Annotated in this window: 18 protein-coding genes; 4 read left to right on the top strand and 14 right to left on the bottom strand. The window is 71.7% G+C overall.

Annotated elements, in window-relative coordinates:
- Positions 1 to 33: 33 nt before the first annotated feature.
- Positions 34 to 642, bottom strand: coding sequence for a TetR/AcrR family transcriptional regulator (locus ASE25_RS13875; RefSeq protein ID WP_056826122.1), 609 nt, complete (start codon positions 640 to 642; stop codon positions 34 to 36).
- A 74-nt stretch (positions 643 to 716) separates the two neighbouring features.
- Here ASE25_RS13875 and ASE25_RS13870 point away from each other — a divergent pair, with 74 nt between their 5' ends.
- Together ASE25_RS13870 and ASE25_RS13865 are read left to right on the top strand one after the other, a co-directional pair.
- Positions 717 to 2,849 carry an MDR family MFS transporter gene (locus ASE25_RS13870; RefSeq protein ID WP_056826282.1) on the top strand — a complete coding sequence of 711 codons (2,133 nt, stop codon included), beginning with the start codon at positions 717 to 719 and terminating at the stop codon, positions 2,847 to 2,849.
- A gap of 225 nt (positions 2,850 to 3,074) precedes the next feature.
- Positions 3,075 to 3,896 carry an oxidoreductase gene (locus ASE25_RS13865; RefSeq protein WP_056826120.1) on the top strand — a complete coding sequence of 274 codons (822 nt, stop codon included), beginning with the start codon at positions 3,075 to 3,077 and terminating at the stop codon, positions 3,894 to 3,896.
- A gap of 71 nt (positions 3,897 to 3,967) precedes the next feature.
- On the opposite strand, the gene ASE25_RS13860 is transcribed toward ASE25_RS13865, so the two are convergent.
- The 3 genes from ASE25_RS13860 to ASE25_RS13850 all read right to left on the bottom strand — a co-directional run bounded on the left by ASE25_RS13860 (position 3,968) and on the right by ASE25_RS13850 (position 8,610).
- Positions 3,968 to 4,954, bottom strand: coding sequence for a BTAD domain-containing putative transcriptional regulator (locus ASE25_RS13860; protein WP_056826118.1), 987 nt, complete (start codon positions 4,952 to 4,954; stop codon positions 3,968 to 3,970).
- Positions 4,955 to 5,169: 215 nt separating this feature from the next.
- Positions 5,170 to 6,300, bottom strand: a complete 1,131-nt coding sequence (locus ASE25_RS13855; RefSeq protein WP_056826117.1) for a hypothetical protein — start codon at positions 6,298 to 6,300, stop codon at positions 5,170 to 5,172.
- 87 nt (positions 6,301 to 6,387) lie between these two features.
- Complete coding sequence (locus ASE25_RS13850; protein ID WP_056774384.1) at positions 6,388 to 8,610, bottom strand: multicopper oxidase family protein; 2,223 nt, start codon at positions 8,608 to 8,610, stop codon at positions 6,388 to 6,390.
- A gap of 328 nt (positions 8,611 to 8,938) precedes the next feature.
- Here ASE25_RS13850 and ASE25_RS13845 point away from each other — a divergent pair, with 328 nt between their 5' ends.
- Both ASE25_RS13845 and ASE25_RS13840 read left to right on the top strand, forming a co-directional pair.
- Positions 8,939 to 9,565 (top strand): response regulator transcription factor, encoded by a 627-nt coding sequence (locus ASE25_RS13845; RefSeq protein ID WP_056774388.1) that lies wholly within the window; start codon positions 8,939 to 8,941, stop codon positions 9,563 to 9,565.
- 52 nt (positions 9,566 to 9,617) lie between these two features.
- Positions 9,618 to 10,916: a sensor histidine kinase gene (locus ASE25_RS13840; RefSeq protein WP_056826115.1), complete on the top strand. Its 1,299-nt coding sequence runs from the start codon at positions 9,618 to 9,620 to the stop codon at positions 10,914 to 10,916.
- A gap of 27 nt (positions 10,917 to 10,943) precedes the next feature.
- Here the strand turns inward: ASE25_RS13840 and ASE25_RS13835 are convergent, their stop codons facing one another.
- The 10 genes from ASE25_RS13835 to ASE25_RS13790 all read right to left on the bottom strand — a co-directional run bounded on the left by ASE25_RS13835 (position 10,944) and on the right by ASE25_RS13790 (position 20,288).
- Positions 10,944 to 11,372 (bottom strand): response regulator transcription factor, encoded by a 429-nt coding sequence (locus tag ASE25_RS13835; RefSeq protein ID WP_056826113.1) that lies wholly within the window; start codon positions 11,370 to 11,372, stop codon positions 10,944 to 10,946.
- A 286-nt stretch (positions 11,373 to 11,658) separates the two neighbouring features.
- Positions 11,659 to 13,116, bottom strand: a complete 1,458-nt coding sequence (locus tag ASE25_RS13830; protein WP_056826111.1) for a dihydrolipoamide acetyltransferase family protein — start codon at positions 13,114 to 13,116, stop codon at positions 11,659 to 11,661.
- A 15-nt stretch (positions 13,117 to 13,131) separates the two neighbouring features.
- The gene (locus ASE25_RS13825) at positions 13,132 to 14,124 is read right to left on the bottom strand and encodes an alpha-ketoacid dehydrogenase subunit beta (protein WP_056774399.1); all 993 of its coding nucleotides are present in this window, start codon (positions 14,122 to 14,124) and stop codon (positions 13,132 to 13,134) included.
- Positions 14,124 to 15,278, bottom strand: a complete 1,155-nt coding sequence (gene pdhA / locus ASE25_RS13820; RefSeq protein WP_056755923.1) for a pyruvate dehydrogenase (acetyl-transferring) E1 component subunit alpha — start codon at positions 15,276 to 15,278, stop codon at positions 14,124 to 14,126. Before pdhA ends, ASE25_RS13825 begins: the two co-directional genes overlap by 1 nt.
- Positions 15,279 to 15,559: 281 nt before the next feature.
- Entirely contained in the window at positions 15,560 to 16,939 is a 1,380-nt protein-coding gene (locus ASE25_RS13815; protein WP_056774402.1) for an AAA family ATPase, read from the bottom strand.
- Positions 16,940 to 17,015: 76 nt separating this feature from the next.
- On the bottom strand, positions 17,016 to 17,513 hold the full coding sequence (locus ASE25_RS13810; protein ID WP_056826109.1) for a hypothetical protein: 498 nt from the start codon (positions 17,511 to 17,513) through the stop codon (positions 17,016 to 17,018).
- 27 nt (positions 17,514 to 17,540) lie between these two features.
- Complete coding sequence (locus ASE25_RS13805; RefSeq protein WP_056826107.1) at positions 17,541 to 17,948, bottom strand: glyoxalase superfamily protein; 408 nt, start codon at positions 17,946 to 17,948, stop codon at positions 17,541 to 17,543.
- Between the two features lie 77 nt (positions 17,949 to 18,025).
- A complete protein-coding gene (locus ASE25_RS13800; protein WP_056774410.1) occupies positions 18,026 to 18,790 on the bottom strand; it encodes a hypothetical protein in 765 nt (254 codons plus the stop codon).
- Positions 18,787 to 19,554, bottom strand: a complete 768-nt coding sequence (locus tag ASE25_RS13795) for a hypothetical protein (protein ID WP_056774412.1) — start codon at positions 19,552 to 19,554, stop codon at positions 18,787 to 18,789. Before ASE25_RS13795 ends, ASE25_RS13800 begins: the two co-directional genes overlap by 4 nt.
- The gene (locus ASE25_RS13790; RefSeq protein ID WP_056826105.1) at positions 19,551 to 20,288 is read right to left on the bottom strand and encodes a hypothetical protein; all 738 of its coding nucleotides are present in this window, start codon (positions 20,286 to 20,288) and stop codon (positions 19,551 to 19,553) included. Before ASE25_RS13790 ends, ASE25_RS13795 begins: the two co-directional genes overlap by 4 nt.
- Positions 20,289 to 20,361: the final 73 nt, after the last annotated feature.

The raw sequence follows: 20,361 nt of genomic DNA, 5'->3' as shown, positions 1-20,361 counted from the left end.
CGTCTCAGCGCCCCGGCAGCTCTGCGGCGCTCCTCAGCGCAGGCCGGCCGCGATGCGGTCGAAGGCCTGGTCGATGTTGCGCTCGAGACGACCCGAGCCGCCGTTCTGCTGGTGCTCGATGCAGGCGCGCACGGCCGCGATGGCCACGGCCACCGTCAGGCGCGCCTCGAGCGACGCGCCCGGCTGCACGCCGAGACGACGCTCGAGCGCGGCCGTCAGGGCGTTCTCGATGCGGATGTTGTTGCCCACGAGCGCCGGGGCGAGCGACGGCTCGCCGAGCAGGATGCGACGACGCCGGGCCCGCAGCTCGCGGTCGATCGACGCGGGCGCGAGCATGCCGGCGAGGATCCGACGGAGGGACTCGAGCGGCGTCTCGCCCTCGACGTCCTGCTCCAGCGCGGCGGCATACGACTCGAGCTCCTCGGCCGTCGTGCCGATGACGGCGGCCTCCTTGGACGGGAAGTAGTTGAAGAACGTGCGGGCGCTGACGCCGGCCCGGGCCGCGATCTCCTCGGTCGTGACGGCCGTGAAGCCCTTCTCCTCGACGAGGTCGAGGGCGGCGAGGTTGAGCGCGCGGCGGGTCTCGCGCTTCTTGCGCTCCCGCAGGCCGCACGACTCGTCGGTCAGCAGGTCCGTGCTCATGCCCCCATCGTGACACGTTCACTGCATGGACTGCAATTTTGCAGTGACTGCACTTTCGGCGTACTGTGGCGGGCATGCCACAGAAGACCCAGGGGGTAGCCACGGACACCGCGACCACATCAGCCAGCGAGGCGACTGTCACCAAGGCGCCCGGACTCGACCGCCCGACCCGCAACATCTTCATCGCGCTCATGCTCGGCATGCTCGTGGCGTCGATCAGCCAGACGATCGTCGGTCCGGCGATGCCACGCATCGTCGCCGAGCTCGGCGGCATCGACCACTATTCGTGGCTCGCCACGGCCGCCATGCTCGTCAGCGCGATCACCGTCCCCATCGTCGGCAAGATGAGCGACCTCTACGGTCGCCGCGGCTTCTACCTCGGCGGGCTCGTCGTCTTCATGGCCGGCTCGATCCTCTCCGGCTTCGCCCAGAACTTCTGGTGGCTCATCGCGGCCCGCGCCATCCAGGGCGCCGGCATGGGCACCCTGATGCCGTTGTCGCAGACGATCATCGGCGACATCATCCCGCCGCGTCAGCGCGGCAAGTACCAGGGCCTCATGGGCGGCGTCTTCGGCCTCGCCTCGATCCTCGGCCCGCTCGTCGGCGGCTTCGTCACCGACAACTGGGGCTGGCGCTACCTCTTCTTCATCACGCTGCCGGTCGGCGTCTTCGCCTTCTTCGGCATCAGCCGCTTCCTCCACCTCGAGCACACGCCGCGCGAGACCGTCGTCGACAAGGCCGGCATCGCCGCGCTCTCGATGACCCTCATCCTGCTGCTCGTGCCCACCTCGCTCGGCGGAACGACGCTCGCGTGGGGCTCCCCCGCCATCATCGGCATGTACGCCGCCGGCATCGTCATGCTCGGCGTCTTCATCGCCATCGAGCGCAGGGCCGTCGAACCGGTGCTGCCGCTGCGCCTCTTCAAGAGCCCGCTCTTCACGCTCTCCAACATCGCGGCCTTCATGGTCTCCGTCATGATGTTCGGCGCGATGATCTACCTCCCGGTCTACGCCCAGGGCGTGCTCGGCGCGTCGGCCACCAACTCGGGTCTCATCCTCATGCCGATGTCGGTCGCCATGATCGGCCTGTCGATCATCTCGGGCCTCGTCATCACCAAGACCGGCCGCTACAAGCTCCAGACCATCGCGGGCATCCTCATCATGGGCGTCGGCTTCTGGCTGCTGACCCAGCTGCACTACGGCTCGAGCCAGACCGAGCTGACGCTCTCGATGATCGTCTTCGGCATCGGCCTCGGCATGGCGCTGCAGGTCTTCACCCTCATCATCCAGAACTCCTCGCAGCGCAAGGACCTCGGCGTCGCGACGGCGTCGACGCAGTTCTTCCGCAACGTCGGCTCGACCGTCGGCACGGCCGTCTTCGGCACGATCATGACGAGCGGCCTGGCCGGCAACATCGCCTCGCACCTGCCCGCCTCCGTGGTGCAGCAGATGCAGGCGTCCGGACAGCAGGTCAGCGCCGGTTCGGTGCTCGACCCGTCGGCCCTCGCCAAGCTGCCGCCGCAGATCGCCACGGGTGTCCAGCAGGGCCTCGCCGACTCCCTGCACACGGTGTTCGTCTGGGGTCTCGTGCCTTTCGCGCTCGCCCTGCTCGCCGCGCTCTTCATCAAGGAGGTGCCGCTGCGCGACACCGTGCACACGCCCGACGAGGCCGGCATCGAGCTGCTCGACACGATGTCGCAGTCTGCTCCTGACGACGAGCTCAAGGTGCCGCTGGGCCGCGAGGCCGGCAACACGCGTACGCACGAGCGGCTGCTCGGGCTGCGCCTCGGCCTGCTCGCCGACTCGGCGCTGCGCGGCGACCGTCCCCTGCTGACCCAGGCCGTCAGCCGACTCGGCGAGGGCGACCTCGACGCCGGCGCGGCGCTGCTGCACCGCACGTCGCGGATGCTGACGACCGAGGACGCCACGCTCGCCGCCGAGACCGAGCGGTTCGCCGTCGAGGTCGCGGCCCGGGCCAAGGTGCCCGGCGGCATCCTCGACGAGGCGCTCAAGCGCGAGCTCGCCACGGCCGTGGCCGAGCGCGACGCCCGCACCGTCATGACGACGGTCGAGCCGACCGTCGCCGAGCGCCACGAGGCCGTCGACATCCGCCTCCTCTCCGCCGTCGGTGACGACCTCACCGCCGCCTACCTCGTCGACCGGCAGAACGCCAGGGTCGCCGAGCAGGCCGAGGCGTTGGTGCGCTGACCGCGCCCCACTCCCCGACCTGACCCGTCGAGAGGCCGCCTGTGGCCTCCTCCGACACATCGAGAGGCCAGTTCTCCCCACCGAGAGCTGGCCTCTCGACTGCGTCCAGGCGGCCCGACGTGGCCTCTCGAACGGTGTGAGGGAGGGGCGTATGCCGTCCGGCCGGCCCACGCTGTGAGGTGGGCGCGCGCTCCGGGTCCGAGCGGGGCCGCATACGGTGTCGGGATGAGCAAGGTAGCCCTCGTCACCGGCGCGTCCTCCGGCATCGGCGAGTCCATCGCCATCCACCTCGTCGAGTCCGGGTGGACGGTGTATGCCGTCGCCCGCCGGGTCGAGCGCATGGCCGCGCTCGAGTCGCGCGGCATCATCCCCTTCGCCATGGACGTCACCGACGACGCGTCGATGGTCGCGGGGGTCGACCGCATCATCACCGAGCAGGGGCAGATCGACGCCCTCGTCAACAACGCCGGCTACGGCTCGTACGGACCGGTCGAGCACGTGCCGATCGACGAGGCGCGACGACAGTTCGAGGTCAACGTCTTCGGGCTCGCCCGCCTCACCCAGCTCGTCACGCCGCACATGCGCACGCGGCGTCGCGGCCGGATCGTCAACATCTCCAGCATCGGCGGCAAGATCTACGAGCCACTCGGCGCCTGGTACCACGCCACGAAGTTCGCGGTCGAGGGCTTCAGCGACAGCCTGCGCATCGAGCTCGCCCCCTTCGGCATCGACGTCGTCATCGTCGAGCCGGGCCCGATCATCTCGGAGTGGAACACCATCGCCCGCGAGAGCATGGTCGAGCAGTCGATCGGCACCGTCTACGAGGACCTCGCCCGCCGGATGGCCGTGATGTTCGAGCGCGTCGACACCCCGCGGATGAGCTCCGGGCCCGAGGCGGTCGCCGAGAAGGTGCTCAAGGCGCTGGAGGCCGCGAACCCCGCGGCGCGCTACCCCGCCGGACGCGGCGCGCGCGCCATCGTCACCGCGCGCCGGCTGCTGCCGGACCGCGCCATGGACGCCGTCATGAGGCGCGCCTTCTCCGGCTGACCCGTCCACCGTCCCGACGTCGAAGGGCCACGAACCGGTACCGGTACGTGGCCCTTCGACGGTCGGGTGGGTCAGGCGGTGGCCCGAGCCGTGGGGTGCCAACCGCTGCGCGCCATCGACAGCAGACGCTCGAGCAGCCGCCAGTCCTCCTCGACCGGCGGGGAGCCGCCCCGCTGCCCCGCCGGGCCGGGGCGCCCCAGCCCCGTGGTCCCCTCGGGGTCCGCACCGGCCGGCCCGGCCGGGAGCGACACCGCGACGTGGAGACGGACGACGGCGTCGACCAATGCCGACAGCGGGTCGTCGTCGGTCTGCCTCGCGCCGTCCAGGAGGCGGCCGAAGACCTCGCGGACCCCGGGTCCGGGCGTGCAGCCGAGCTCGTCCGCGAGCAGCCGCCGGCACTCGTCGTAGGCGCGCAGGCCCTCCGCGTAGCGGCCGCGCTGCTCACAGCACTCGAGGACGACGCGCCAGGCGGCCTCGTCGTAGGGGTCGGCGGCGAGCGCCTCTCTCGCCCAGCGGTGGGCACGGTCGAGGTCTCCCGCGTCGAGGGCCACCCCCGCCGCCTCGGCGAGGGCCCGCAGCAGCTCGGCGTCGAGCTCCTCACGCGCCTGCTCGATCCAGTCGAGGTGCTCGTCCGGCAGGAGCAGGCCACCGGGGCCGCCGGCTCCCCCGAGGGCATCGAGGACGTCGAGGACGTCGAAGGCAGCGACCCAGCCGCGCACGGCGGCCGGCCCCGAGCAGGCGCGCGCCCGGGCGGCCAGGCGCCGGAAGCGGTGGACGTCGACGTCGACGAACGCCGAGTCGAGCAGGTAGCCGCCCGGCTCCGTGCGCACGGCGCTGCCGAGCCCCGGCGTCAGGGCGTCGAGCCGCTTGCGGACCAGGCTGACGTAGCCCTCGAGGGTGCTCAGGGCGCCCGCCGGTGGGGCGTCGTCCCACAGCAGCCGCACGAGACTTGCCTTGCAGACGGCCTGGTCGGGCCGCAGCAGCAGCGCGACGAGGATCTGGCGCGGTTTCGCCCCGCCGAGCTGGCGCGGTCCGATCGACCGGTCGCCGACCGACACGCGCAGACTCCGACACAGTGTGACCTCGGCTCGCACGGGTCCCTCAACCCCTGCTCGCGCCCCCAGGCTCGAGTTCGTCATGTCAACCCCTCCCTTGACTCCTCCATGGTCGGGCGAGGAGGCGGCCTGCGGGCTCCACCACGTGCGGGGAGGTCGGACCCGAAGATTGGGGGTGAGCAGTCGGCTCACTTCACGAACACGGCGCCGTTCATCTGCTAGCCCATGCCCGAGCTCGTGGGGCTCTCCGAACGAACGACGTCGAACCACCCCGCCTGGCTCGACGCCACTCCGACCACGGTGACGGCCAGCACAGCGGCCACCGCGAGTCGGCCCAGGTGCTCGGGCCGGAGGCGGCGTACGGCGGCGACCGGGACGCCGCGCAGCAGGACGACGACGAGGACGAGGGCCACGAGCTCCAGGAGGCCGGCAGCGATGTCGGGGAGCCCGACGGCCTCGGGGACGCCGGGGTCGGGACCGACCGGCAGACCCCAGGTGCGCGACCACGCCCACACGACGAGTGGACCGGCCGAGAGCGCGGCCACGAGGAGCAGGAGGCCGCGAGCGGGCGCGGGCCACCGGAGCACGAGGAACGCCGCCACGGCCTGGGCGACCGCCAGCGCGACGAAGAACCAGGCCGCGGCGACCCACTCCTCGAAGTGCTCCGGCACGACCGCCAGGTGGATGAGCGCACCACCGACGAGGGCCAGGGCCAGGAGCCGCCGCCGCTCACCGCGGGCGTCCAGCGACCGACTCCGGGCGCGCGCCGACCGGACGGAGTCCAGTCGGCCGCCGTGGAACATCGTCACCCATGCGACGGCTCCGAGGTTGGTGACGAGCAGGAGCACGGCTCCGAGCCCGGTGGCGCGCAGCTGCAGCCACCACGTGTCCTGCCGCAGCCGCTCGATGCAGTCCGCCCGGCAGTCGCCTCGCATCGAGGCCATCGTCTCGAGCTGGCCCGACTGGAGGTGGAAGTCGTACGCGGCCCCGACCGCCATCTCGACGGCGCCGACGAGCGTGGCGGCCACGACGACGAGCCCCGCGGTCAGCAGCAGCGGCGCCCGTCCCCGGTCGCCGTGTCGTCGGTCCGACACGTGCACGGCGAGCGCCAGCGCGGCGAGGACGGCGCACACGTAGACGGGGACGAGGACGGTGGACTCGTGCCACCAGGTCGTGAACGGGCCCTGCCCGCGACCGACGGCGCCGACCGCACCGCGCATCGAGGTCACCCAGAAGCCGTCCGCGTAGGCCAGCACCACCGCGAGGGGCAGCACCGTCGCCCAGGGGACGGCGCGTCGGCGCCCCGGGACGGTGGGTGGGGCCGCGACGACGGTCGAGGAGGTGGTCATGGCAGTGCCTTTCCTTCCCAGTGGTGGACCACGGCGTAGGCCGTGTCGTGGGCGTCCACGCGGAGGCCACGACACGGCATACGCTCCCTACGGCGTGATCTCCCAGCCGAACATCATCGCGTGGTCCTCGTGCGCGAGGTTGTGGCAGTGCGCGACGTAGGGACCCACGAAGTCCCGGAATCCCCGGTAGACGATGACGGACTCGCCCGGGTCGAGGGCCGTCAGGTCCTCGCGCGAGACGTCGTCGGGGTGACCCGCGCTGCCCTTTGTCGCGTCCTTGCCGTTGCGCATGACGACGCGGTGCTCCTCCATGTGCAGGTGGAACGGGTGCACCCAGCCGCCGCCGCCGTTGCGGATCTCCCAGAGGTTGAAGCTGCCGCGCTTCTGCTGCGCGAGCGGGGTCTTTCCGGCGGGGTTCTTGAGGCTCGTGCCGACGTGCGTCGGGTCGAACGGCTGGCCGTTGATGAGCCACTCGACGTCGGCGGACGAGCTCCCGCGCTCGACCTCGAAGACCAGGCGGTTGTCGAGCATGCTCTGCCAGTTGCCCGGCAGCGGCGGCAGCGACCGCAGCAGCTGACCCGGCTGTGGGATGAGGCTGTCGTCCGGGGCGTCGTCGCCGATGACGAACTTCAGCACCGGCACCTTGTAGTTCGGGTCCGGCGAGAACCGGGACGAGTTGGACCACATGCGACCGTTCGGCATCTTCATGACGTTCGTGAGGTAGACGACGTCGCCCTTCGTCGTCGGCGTCCCGTCCTGGTAGCGGGTGAAGTCGACGATGACCTCGCGGCGCTTGGCCGGCCACAGCTCGAACGAGTCGCGCTTGATCGCGAACGGCAGCAGGCCGCCGTCCGAGGCGATCTGGGTGAACTGCATGCACTGCTGGCCGTCAGGGATGCGGTACTGCCCCTCGAGCTCGTCACCGCCGTAGCCCAGGGACGCGGATGACTTCGGGCCCGTCGTCGACGCCATCAGCTTGAACTCGTAGATGCGGGCGATCGAGGCATCGAGGAAGCGGAAGCGGTACTTCCGGCGTCGCACGACCATCGTCGGGTAGGCGGTGCCGTTGACGGTGAAGATGTCGCCGACGAAGCCGTGGTTGGGGAAGTGCTTGTAGAACGTCTTGCCCCACCACTCCGGGTGCGTCGCAGGGTTCTTCGCTGCCGGGAACTCCCCCATCCCGTCGTGGACGTCCTGGTGCGTGGTCACCCCGTCGTCGAGGCGGCAGTCGTAGAACGCGAGCGGGACGTCGTAGTCGACGTCGAAGGAGCCGTCCGGGTTGTCCCGGCGGACGCCGGGCAGCCTGAGCCCCTGGCGCTCGTCTCCCATGTCCGTGCCGTTCTTGGGGTCGTAGATCGGGTAGAGGCCGACCATGCCCTTGTAGACGTTCGACCCGGTGTGGTCCATGCGGTGGTCGTGGAACCAGAAGAAGCTCTGCTTCTCGCGGTCGTCCCCTCCCGCCGGCCAGTTGAGGTAGAGGTTGTCGCAGAAGGTCTGGGGTCCGTAGCCGGTCGACTTGGGGCCGTAGGTCATGCAGTAGTGCGGGTTGCCGTCGCTCTCGGGCGCCGTGTGGCCGTTGTGCAGGTGGGTGAGGAACGACCAGTCCGGGGACCCGAAGTCCTGCCGGTCGAGGCCGAGCGGGTTCTCGTCGAGGTGGTTCTCGAAGCGGACGAGGACGGGCTTGCCGTACTCCGCGTTGATCCTCGGGCCGGGGAAGGTGCCGTTGAAGCCGTAGATCGTGCTCATCGGCAGCCAGCGCTTCGTGCCGGCGGCATACGTCGCGCCGTAGGCGTCGAACGACGCCGTCGGCTTGCCGTTCGAGTCGATCGGCAGCACCTGGGAGGTCGTGAACGAGTGGGTGCGCAGGAGCAGGTCGATCTTGTAGACGATCGGGTCGGGGTAGCCGAGCGCGGACGGCCAGATCTGGTGCCGCTCGCTCCCGAACGAGTTCTGCTGTCCCACACCGGGACCGGGAGGCTTTGCCCAACCGCTGAAGGTCGACACGGGCACGGGCGCCAGGGCCTTCGGTATCGGGAGCGGGTCGGAGAAGGGCGAGAGGATCAGCGGGCTCGTCGGGAAGGCCTCGACGTAGAAGAGCAGGTCGCCGAGTGTCGTCGACGAGGCTGCGAAGGCGCCGTCGGGCGACAGCAGACCCTGCTGCGCCAGGACGGGACCGCCGAATCCGCGGGCGGCGACGAGGGCGGCTCCGAGTCCTCCGGCGGCCCCGAGCCGGAGGACGGTGCGTCGGTAGACCCCGCCGGGCTCGAGCTCACGCGGGTCTTGGGGTTCCGAAGGTGTGGAGGTGTTCATGCCTGCTCCTCAGGTGGTGGACGGCGAGCCCCGTGGTGCGTGCTGCTCCCGGTGCCCGACGTCCCGGTCGAACTGTGCTGCTGCAGTGGGCCCCCCGACCAGCGGGGGATGTCCACGCCCATGGTGGGCGGACCTGCTCGGGAGAACCTCGGGGTCCGTCGGGAGTACCGGTCGGGACGCGGTCGGCGTTCGCGGGACGAACCGGACCCTTCGGATTCGTGGGACGGCGCCCGCCGACGTGGCCGATACTGAAAGCCGACATGCTCCCGGGGGGGTGCCCATGAAGGCTTCACCGTGCGTTGACAGCACACAGACATCAGTCCTGGTCGTGGACGACCACCGCGTCCTTGCCGACGCCATCGGCTTGGTGATCAACGGCGAGCCCGACCTGCGCTGTGTCGCAACGGCGCTCAACGCTGCCCAGGCTCGCGCGCTGGCGGCGTACTGGCAGCCCGACGTCATCCTCATGGACGTCCGGCTCGGTCAGGACGACGGCATCGACCTCGCCACGGACCTCATCAGTGCCGTCCCGAACGTGCGCATCATCGTGCTCAGCGCCTTCATCGACCAGGCCCTGCTCACGAGGTCGCTCAACGCCGGAGCGTGTGCGCTCCTTCCCAAGGACGGCTCCCTCGACGAGATCCTCGGCGCCGTCCGGTCGTCGACCCGGAAGGGCTTCGCCATCGACCCCGGCCTGCTGCGCACGATCGTGCGGGCCGGCGCCGACCGCCACGGGGCTCCCGTCCCGCGCCTGACGCCGCGCGAGGCCGACGTCCTGCGCCGGCTGGCGGACGGAGCCGATGCCGTCATGATCGCCAGGGAGCTCGGGATCTCGGTGCTGACGTGTCGCGGCTACGTCAAGACCCTGCTGCGCAAGCTGCACGCACACTCCCAGCTCGAGGCCGTCGTGACCGCGAGCCGGCTCGGCCTCATCGCACCGACCAGGCGTGGCTAGCGCACCGGGCTCGCAAGGGTCCGGTGGGACACACGGCCGGCCCCCGTCGATCGTGCGCGAGGCCATCACCCGTTTCGGGCTGTGGACGCTCGTGGCCTTCCTCATCGTCGCGGTCGGGGCGGTCCTGGTGGCACGCGCGTTGGCGGCGGACCTCGCGCTGCGCGAGGCGAGCCTGCGAGGCAGGACCTTCGCGACCAACGTCGCAGCGCCCTTCGTCGACACGGCGGTGCGCTCCCGGCGCCCGAACTCCTCCCAGAGCCTGGTCACGGTCGTCGAGTCGCGGCTGCGGGACGGGTCCCTCGTCCACGTCAAGCTCTGGTCGATGGAGGGCAACGTCATCTGGTCGGACGAGCGCGACCTCATCGGCCGCACGTACGTCATGGACGAGGACGTCGCCGCACTCTTCGGCACCCAGGACGTCGTCGCCGACGTGTCGGACCTCAGCAAGGTGGAGAACGTCGAGGAGCGCACCGCGGGCCAGCTGCTCGAGGTGTACGTCGGTGCGTTCGACGCCGACAGCAAGCCGGTCGTCATCGAGTCCTACTGGTCGACCGAGCGGCTCGAGAGCGACCAGCGGCTGCTGCTCTACGCGCTGACGGCCCTCGCCGTCGGCGCCATGCTCATCCTGACGCTCTTCCTCCTGCCGTTGGCCCTGTCGCTGGCCCGTCGGGTGGACCACGCGCGCACCGAACGCGGGGCGATGCTGCGCCATGCCCTCGCCGCCTCCGACATGGAGCGGCGCCGCATCGCCGAGGAGCTGCACGACGGCCTGATCCAGAACCTCGCGGCCCTCGGCTACGCCCTCCCGATGGTCGCCCGCCAGCTGCCCGACAGCTCGGTCGAGGCGCGCGAGCTGCTCGACTCGGCAGGTCAGAGCCTCCGCGGTGACATCTCGTCACTGCGGGGCCTGGTCACCGACCTCTACCCGGCCGACCCGTCCCTGCCCGGGCTCACGGCGGCCCTCGACATCCTCGCGGCGCGGGCCCGCGAGTCGGGCGTCGCCGTCGACGTCGAGGTCTCTCCCGGCTACGCCCACCTGTCCAGGGAGGCGATCCAGCTGACCTACCGCAGCCTGCGCGAGGGGCTGCGCAACGTCGTCAAGCACGCCAACGCCTCCCGCGCGACCCTCGTCGCCGCCGTCGAGGGCGACGAGGCCACGGTGACGGTGCTCGACGACGGCAGCGGGCCACCTCCGGGACCGATCGCCACCGGCCACCTCGGCCTGCGCCTGCTCGAGGACACCCTGACCGACGTCGGTGGGTCGCTGCGACTGGGCCGCCGCGCCGAGGGTGGGACCGAGCTCGTGGCGCGTTTCCCGACCTCCTTCGCGAGCGAGCTCCAGCTCCCCTGAGCGTCGCCGGCCGCGGCGTCTGGAGGGTCAGCGCGGCATCCCGGGCTGGCGCCCCCTGCCCACGCCACGGACCGCGTCGAGGACCGTCGACGGCACCGCGTCCTTGACGATGTATGCCGCCGCGCCGGCCTCCAGCGCCGCGCGCCGTCCCTGCACCGACGGCTCTCCCGTCAGCACGACGACCTGGGTCGTCGGCAGGTCCTCCAGGATCCTCCGGGTGGCCTCGACCCCGCCGATGCCGGGCATCCGGATGTCCATGAGCACGACGTCGGGGTGAGTGCGCCGGGCCACCTCGACCGCCTGCTCGCCACTCTCGGCGGCGCCGCAGAGCTCGAGGTCACCCTCGAGGGAGAAGAGCGAGGCGAGCCCGATCCGGAGGATGTGCACGTCGTCGACGACGAGCACGCGGACGACGTCCGGTCCCTGCGGGGTCGGGTCCGAGCGGAGAGCAGTCACCGGCGGGGCCCCCGTCCTGCCCGGGCACACCACGGACCCGGCCCGTGCACGCGCTGCCCACCCATGACGGACCTCCACTGCTCAGGGGCGATCGCCCGATCGGGAACTCCACCATCGTGGCGCGGCGCGCGGCGTGGCGCACGCGCCACGGGTGGGGTCGGCATACCCCCAATCGTGGGGGTGTGTCCCGATCCGATCGCGGTCCGCCTGAGGCGTCGCTGTCAGGACGGAACGTCGAAGGGCCACAAACCGGTACCGGTTTGTGGCCCTTCGACGGTTGAGTGGGTCAGCCCCAGACGAGGGCCTGGGCCGGGTCGGCGAGGATCCCTGCCAGGTCGGACAGGAAGCGGCTGCCGAGCTCACCGTCGATGAGACGGTGGTCGAAGCTCACCGCGAGCTGCGTGACGTGGCGGATGGCGATCTCGTCGTTGCCGTCGGCATCGGTGACGACCCACGGCTGCTTGCGGATCGCACCGAAGCACACGATGGCCGACTCCCCCGGGTTGATGATCGGGGTGCCGCTGTCGACGCCGAACACGCCGACGTTGGTGATCGTCATCGTGCCGCCCGACATCTCGGCCGGCTGGGTGCGGCCCTCGCGAGCCGTGGCGGTGAGCTGCCCGATGGCCTGCGCCAGCTCGAGCATCGTCATGGCGTGGGCGTCCTTGATGTTCGGGACGATGAGGCCACGCGGGGTCGCCGCGGCGATGCCGAGGTTGACGTAGTTCTTCTGGACGATCTCCTGGTTGGCCTCGTCCCACGTCGCGTTCATGCCGGGGTTGCGCTTGACTGCGAGGACGAGCGCCTTGGCGAGCACGAGCAGCGGCGTGACCTTGACGTCCTTGAACTCGCGGCTGCCCTTGAGGCGGTCGACGAGCTCCATCGTCTTCGTGACGTCGATGGTGATCCACTCGGTGACGTGCGGTGCGGTGAAGGCCGATCCGACCATCGCCTGCGCCGTCATCTTGCGGACGCCCTTGATCGGCGTGCGCTCCTCGCGCTCACCCGCGCCGAACGGCATACGCGAGATGGCCGGCGCGGCACCCCCGACGGCGGAGTCGGCTTGTGCTGCAACGCCGTTCACGACGGCGCCGCTTGCATGGTTCGTCACGTCGTCGCGCGTGATGATGCCGTCGGCCCCGGTCGGGGTGACGGACGCGAGGTCGATGCCGAGGTCCTTGGCGAGCTTGCGGACGGGCGGCTTCGCCTTGGGACGGCCACCGGCAGCGGACGCGACCGGGACGGCAGGAGCCGGCGACTCGACACGCGGAGCCGGGGCTGCGTGCTCGGCAACCGGTGCGGCAGCCGCGACCTGCTCGGTCTCGGTCGGTGCGGCGGCGACGGGGGCGGCGGCCAAGCCCTTGCGGGCACGACGGGCCGTGGCGCCGGCCTTGGCGCCGTAGCCGACGAGGATCGCCTCGGAGCCGCCACCCGCGCCCTCGGCCGGAGCGGCCTTCTCGCCCGGGATCGACGGTGCGGCGGCGGGAGCGTCGTCGCCGCCCTTGCCGTCGTCGATCGAGATGATCGGCGTGCCGACGTCGATCGTCTGGCCGACCTCGACGAGCAGCTCCTTGACGGTGCCGGCCCACGGGATGGGCAGCTCGACGAGCGACTTGGCGGTCTCGATCTCGAGGACCATGTCGTTGACCTTGACGGTGTCGCCGGGCGACACCTTCCACTCCACGATCTCGGCCTCGACGAGCCCCTCACCGGGGTCGGGCAGGTTGAACGTCTTGATTGCCATGTGTCGCAGCCCTTCTCAGTACGCGAGCGCGCGGTCGACGCCGTCGAGGATGCGGTCGAGGTCGGGGAGGAACTCCTCCTCCATCCGGCTCGGCGGGTAGGGGATGTTCGCGCCGGCGACCCGGATGACGGGTGCCTCGAGCTCGTAGAAGCACTGCTCCGTGACCTGCGCCGAGATCTCCGACGCCATGCCGAGGAAGCTGCTCGCCTCCTGGACGACGACGAGGCGACCCGTCTTGCGCACCGACTCGACGATGGTGTCGATCGGCAGCGGCGAGAGCGAGCGCAGGTCGATGACCTCGATGCTCGTGCCCTCGGCCTCCGCCGCGGCGGCCGACTCGAGCATCGTCTTGACGACAGGGCCGTAGCCGAGCAGCGTCACGTCGGTGCCCTCACGGAGCACGTTGGCCTCGAAGAGGCCGCGCGGCGCGGTGGTCGCGGTCGTGTCGTACTCCGCACGGTCGTGGTAGCGGCGCTTCGGCTCGAAGAAGATCACCGGGTCGTCGCACGCGACGGCCTGCTGGATCATCCAGTGGGCGTCCTCGGGGTTGCTGCACGCGACGACGCGCAGGCCCGCGGTGTGGGCGAAGTAGGCCTCGGGGCTCTCGGAGTGGTGCTCCGGGCTGCCGATGCCGCCGCCGAACGGGATGCGGATGACCATCGGGATCTTGACCGCGCCGAGGGCACGGGCGTGCATCTTGGCGACCTGGCTGACGATCTGGTCGAAGGCCGGGTAGACGAAGCCGTCGAACTGGATCTCGCAGACGGGGCGGTAGCCGCGCAGCGCCATGCCGACCGCGGTGCCGACGATGCCGGACTCGGCGAGCGGGCTGTCGATGACGCGGTCCTCGCCGAAGTCCTTCTGCAGACCCTCGGTGATGCGGAAGACGCCACCGAGCTTGCCGATGTCCTCACCGATGAGCACGACCTTGGGGTCGGCCTCCATGGCCTTGCGCAGGCCGTTGGTGATGCTCTTGCCAAGCGTGACCTTCTCGAGCTGGCCGGCCATCAGTTCGCCTCCTCGAAGCTCGCCTTGTAGGCGAGGTAGGCGGCACGCTCCGCCTCCATGACCGGGTGGTCCTCGGCGTAGACGTGGTCCCACATCGTCTCGCCGGCCATCGTCTCCATCGTGACGCAGCCCTCGCGCAGCTCGGCTGCGAACTGGTCGGCCTCCTCGTCGATGCGGACGAAGAAGGCCTCGTCGGCCATCCCCTCGTGCGCGAGGAGCGTCTTGAGGCGCAGGATCGGGTCGCGGAACTTCCACTCCTCGACCTCGGCCGAGACGCGGTACTTCGTCGGGTCGTCGGCCGTCGTGTGCGCACCCATGCGGTACGTGTAGGCCTCGATGAGGAGCGGGCCGTTGCCGTTGCGGGCCTCGTCGAGGCAGTGCTGCGTCACGGCATACGTCGCGAGGATGTCGTTGCCGTCGACGCGGACACCCGGGAAGCCGAAGCCGCGGGCGCGCTGGAAGAGCGGGATCCGGGTCTGCTTCTCGACGGGCTCGGAGATGGCCCACTGGTTGTTCTGGCAGAAGAAGACGACCGGCGCGTCGAAGCTCGCCGCGTAGACGAAGGCCTCGTTGACGTCACCCTGCGAGGAGGCGCCGTCGCCGAAGTAGCAGATGACCGCGGTGTCGCGGTCGGGGTCGCCGGTGCCGACGTTGCCGTCCATCCGCACACCCATCGCGTACCCCGTGGCGTGCAGCGCCTGGGCCCCGATGACGATCGTGTAGAGGTGGAAGTTGTTCTCCTGCGGGTCCCAGCCGCCCTGGCTGACGCCGCGGAAGAGCTGCAGCGAGCTCTGCGGGTCCATGCCACGCACGAAGCCGACGCCGTGCTCGCGGTAGGTCGGGAAGACGAAGTCGTGGGGCCGCAGCGCACGACCGGAGCCGACCTGGGCCGCCTCCTGGCCGAGCAGGCTGGGCCACAGGCCGAGCTCGCCCTGGCGCTGCAGCGCGTAGCCCTCGGCGTCGAGCCGGCGGATGAGGACGAGGTCGCGGTAGAAGCTCCGCAGGTCCTCGGGCGTCAGGTCCGCGACGTACTTGTCGTAGTCGGGATGGGACACGCGCTGACCTTCGGGGGTCAGCAGCTGGATCATGTCCGGGCCACCGTCGCCGACCGCGGGGGTCGGCTCCTGCAGCTCGGCGACAACCTTGTCGCTCACTGGGGCTCCTTCGCCGGTGAGACCGGCCTACTCGTTCGGCCCGCAAACGGGGGTCACCCGCTCGTCGGCTTCTGGGGGGCGCAGGGCCGCCGTTCGTGACGACGGACACGTGCTTGGTCCTCGACCCGGAACTTACCGGAGAGCCCTGCGAATCTCACAATGCGGGACGACGTCGCGCTCCACCGAGAGGCTGACCTGCGCGGACGCCGCCGGGTCCAAGGAGGGCACCACCCGGGCGGGAGGGCGTATGCCGTGTGCTCGGGGCGCGCTCGCCGGCGCGGTCAGCGCCGGGTGCCCCAGGTCCAGGCCGGGGTGGTGAGCAGGCCCTGACCCTGCACGAAGGTCTCGCCGAGGTCCTTGACGAGGGTGATGCCTCGGGCCGGTGAGCCGAGCCCGACCGGTGCCTCGTCGTCGTCGGGATCGACCACACCGAGCTCGCGGATGAGCGCCTCGGAGTGGGAGACGACCATGACCTGGCTGCGTTCGGCCGCGGACCGGACGAGCCGTCCGAGCGGTGGGAGCAGGTCGGGGTGCAGCGACGTCTCGGGCTCGTTGAGGACCATGAGCGACGGCGGGTCGGGCGTCAGCAGCGCGGCGACGAGGAGCAGGTAGCGCAGCGTGCCGTCGGACAGCTCGGCCCCGGCGAGCGGCCGCAGCATCCCGGGCTGGTGCAGCTCCACGTCGAAGCGGCCGCTGTCGACGGTGACCTCGAGGATCGCCCCGTCGAAGGCGTCGGCGACGGCTCGGTCGAGCTCGGACCGGCCGTTCTCGCGGATCGTCTGGAGCGCGGCGGCGAGGTCGCGTCCGTCGTCGGCGAGCACCGGGGTGCGGGTGCCGACCTGGGGCGTCCGGGCCGGGGCCTCGGCGTCGGCGCGGAACCCGTCGTAGAACCGCCAGCCGCGGATCATCCGGCGCACCCGGAGCAGCTCGGGCGCCCGCTCGGGGTCGGCGAGCTCGGTCAGCATGCTCTCCCACGGGCGCAGCGAGCGGGTCAGTTCGACCCACCCGGGGCGTGCACCGCGACTCGGGCCCGACGCCGTGCCGGCGCCCGACTCCCTGTAGGCCGCTCGCGAGCCGGTGCGTGATCCCGGGGCCTCGACGGGGTCGGACTCCCACTCCGCGGCCTCGCCGTCGTCGGGTCCCCAGTCGGAGGCCCAGCCGTCGTCGCTCCCGCCCACGGCGCGGGTCTCGACGACACCCCACCGGCGGCGCACGAGCACCGAGCCGGGCCGCATGACGGGGCCGGCCCAGACCACCTCGCGCTTGATCTCGGGGTCGCGCAGGAACGCCGACGGCGTCCCTGCCTCGCTGCCGGTCGACTGCTGCGGCAGGCCGAGGTCGACGAGGTAGCCGAAGTCGTCGGAGGCGAAGCCGAGCTGGAGACTGATCGGGCCCTTGCGACGGGTGCCCTGCACGGCGTGACCACGGTCGCGGGCGCCGCCGAGGGTCGCCGGGCCGGCCCACAGCGCGGACTGGAGGCCACCCTCGCGGGCGAGGGTGGCGATGACGTCGCCCCGGCCGCAGCCGGCGAGGAGCCGGAGCGACCGGTAGAGGCTCGACTTGCCGCTGCCGTTCGCGCCCGTCACGACGTCGAGCCCGTGCAGGGGCACGACGACGTCGCGCAGCGAGCGGTAGCCGGACACGGCGACGGCGGTGAGCATGCCGTGAACGTACGCCGGAGGACCGACACGGGCCGCCCGGCCGTTCAGGTCATCACGTCGTCAGGTCGTCAGGTCGTCAGGTCGCCACGCGACGCCGAGCCACCCTCGTCAGCATCGCGACGATCGCCAGCGCCCCGAGCACCACCACGGCCGGGAGGAAGAGCGCCACCGGCGTCATCGCCGTGTCGAGCTGCCCCACCTCCGCACTCCCTACCCACCCGAAGGAGAAGGGTTCACTGCGGACCAGGACCAGGACGGACACCGCGACAGCGAGAGCGGCGAGCGTCGCAGCCGTCACCGCGACAGCCGGCACGACCGGGGTTCTCCGAGCGGCCGCCACCCAGAGCCCGCCGGCGGCGAGGAGCAGGACGATGGCCGCGACGACGAGCAGGACCGCGGTGAGCGAGCTCTCTCGCTGCACCTCGATCGCTTGGCTCACGGCCCGCACGCGTCCGTCGAACCAGATGTCGACGAGAGTCTCGCTCCCCCCGGCCGTGCGTGAGACGAGGTGGTGAGTGGGCCAGACGAGGACCGCGGCGAGCAGGACGGCCCCCGTCACGAGGAGCAGCGGCACGGCCCTACGGAGCCCGGACACGACGCGTCAGGCCCCGGGGTCGACGCCGTCGCCGCCGGCACCGGCGGACCAGGGGGGCAGCTCCTGCAGCGACCACCGGTTGCCGTCGGGGTCACTGAAGTGGACGAAACGGCCCCACGGCTGCTCGTCGACCTCGGACGCCTCGACGCCGCGACCGACGAGCTCGGCCCGGATGGCGTCGGCGTCGGCGACGACCATCTGGAGGTTGTCGAGGCCGCCGGGGACGATCTCGGTCAGACCCTTGCCGATCGCAATCGAGCAGGCCGACCCGGGTGGGGTCAGCTGCACGAAACGGATCTCGTCACTGACCGTGTGGTCGTGGTCGAGGACGAATCCGACCCTCTCGGCGTAGAAATCCTTGGCCCGGTCGACGTCGGTCACGGGCACGGCCACCAGCTCGAGCTTCATGTCCATGCCCCGACGGTAGGGCCGCCCACCCACACTGCGGACGTCCGGCACACGACCAGTTTCCACGAGGCCCCATCCAGCCCTCACCTGTCGGTGTCGGTCGGCGGCACTCCCCCGTCCGCACCCGACGGGAAGGGCGTGTCTCTGAAGCCGACCTCGGGCGCCCGCCCCGTGCCGACCGGACCGGGGTCCATCAGGGTGGCGACGAGCGGTGGGGTGGCCTCCACCAGGGCGCGACGCTGCCGAAGTAGCGCCGCGACGCCGGACACCGTGCCGGTGACCGAGTCCGCCACGCGCGGCAGCAACACCGGGACGACGAGACCGGCGACTGCTGCCGTGAGCAGGACGACCGACACGACCTCGAGCCAGCCGACCGTCGTCGTCACGACGACGAGCCCGGGCTGCAGGCCGATCGTCCGGTCGTCGACCGACAGCCGCTGCACCACGGATGCCGCGACCGTCGCGAGAGCCAGCGCCAGGCCGACCCCCGACGCGAGCTCACCGGGCCGCCCGCCACGGACGAGCCGGGCGACCAGCCCGGCCGCGGCGAGCAGCAGGACGACGACGAGGAGCACCGCTCGCGGCACCGGGTCGGGACCGGAGAACGCGTCGAGGAGCACACCGTCCGAGGTGTAGACGACCTCACGTCCCCACGACCAGATCAGCTGCTCGTAGCCCTTGGTGAAGTCGCCGACCTCCGGGACGCGGACCGCGACGACCTTCGTCGGCCACACCACCGTGGACGCCGCCAGCACCACGCCGACGCCGCCGAGCGCCACCCCCGCCACACGCGTACGCCATCCCGGCCCGGCTTCCGGGTCGGCGTCGTGGACGGGACCGTCGGTCATCTCGGCGGCCGGAACCGGTCGGGGTCGACGGTCGGGTCGTCGGAGAAGCCGACGCCCGTGCCGGCGTGCTCGCGCCGCGCAGGGGACCGATGGTCGGGGCCCGCGGGCACGTCACGGATCGTCGCGATCCCGACGCGCGGCGCTGCCGTCTCCGTGGTGCCTGCCGCATCGGACACCTCGTCGTGCGTGGCCGCACGGCGGGCGAGCGCCCGCGCGCGGACGACGGCCGACCGCGCCAGCGCGGCCACGGGTCGCAGCACGAGGAGACCGAGCGACACGACGAGCAGCGCGGCGGAGGCCACCTCGAGGTAGCCGGTGGGGAAGGTCTCGACGACGAGCTGGTCACCGTCGCCGAAGATGCCCGAGATCGTGTCACCGACCCGTCGTCCCAGCCCACCGACGACCTGGGATGCAGCCCAGGCGAGTCCCGCCACACCGAGGATCCGGCCATCGGTGCCGGCCCGGAACGCGTACGCGAGGACGCCGGCGAGGCCTGCGGCAAGGGCCACGACGAGGATCACCAGGCCGGTCGTGTTGCCGACGTCGATCTGGCCGTCCGTGTTGGCGGTCGTGTCTGCGACGTGCCCCCAGCTCCAGACGGACAGCCGGAACGGGGACGCGTCGGGCTCGGCCGACTCCGGCGGCTTCTGGAAGATGGCGTGGGTCGGGAGCACGAGCGTGGGCAGTGCGAGCAGCACCCCGAGAAGCCCGACGAGCGCGGCTGTCAGCCGGCCGGCGACCATGTGCTTCCGGATGTCCGTCACGGCGTCCTCCCGGGCTTTCCTGCCGTCGCCGGCGTGTCAGCCCCTCCGCCCCCACCGCCCGCACCTGCGTCGTCGAACGACACGGGCGCGGTCGTCAGGTGCTCACCGACAGGGCGCAGCCCGGCCGGCCCCGCCCGACCTGCCGGAGGGCCGGCAGCCGCGGTGCCGGCAGCCGGCGTCCCGGGGAGCACCGCCGGCAGGGTGCTCCGGCCCGTCGACCGGGCCGCGGCCACACCCATGAGCACGAGCGCGACGACGAGCACGCAGGCAGCGACCGTCTCGAGCGACCCCGCCTGCGTCATCTCGGTCCGGACCGTGAGGCCGGCAGCCCCCTGGTCGACCTCGCCGAGCGAGCGGCCGAGCCGCTCGGCCACCGTCGTCAGGACGCGACCGGTCAGCAGCCCTACCGTGACGAGCCCGAGCACGTGACCCCACGTGACCCGGCGGGCCAGCCAGACGCCGACGCCTGCGAGGCCCGAGACGAGGAGCACCACGAGGACGGCGAGGCCGAACGGGTTCCACTGGTCGCGCAGCTCGACCCCCTCGAGACCGGCCACCCGGACGCGCCCCCAGCTCCACTCCCACTGGTGCGACAGGAGCGAGCCGTGCTCGCGGTCGGCGACCGCCATCTCCCGGGTCGGCGAGTACAGCGACGGCACGACGAGCAGGACACCGAGCAGCGCGAGGCTGCCGCTGAGCGCGCGACCGGCGAGCCGCCTCCGCACCGTGCCCATCCGCGACCTCCTGCGCCACGACCTGCAACGACGGCCGCGCGACACCGCGCGGCTCAGCCCATTGTCGCCCCGA

The sequence above is a fragment of the Terrabacter sp. Root85 genome, assembly GCF_001429185.1.
Classification (GTDB): Bacteria; Actinomycetota; Actinomycetes; order Actinomycetales; family Dermatophilaceae; genus Terrabacter.
This window is presented reverse-complemented; position numbering and strand designations above follow the sequence as displayed.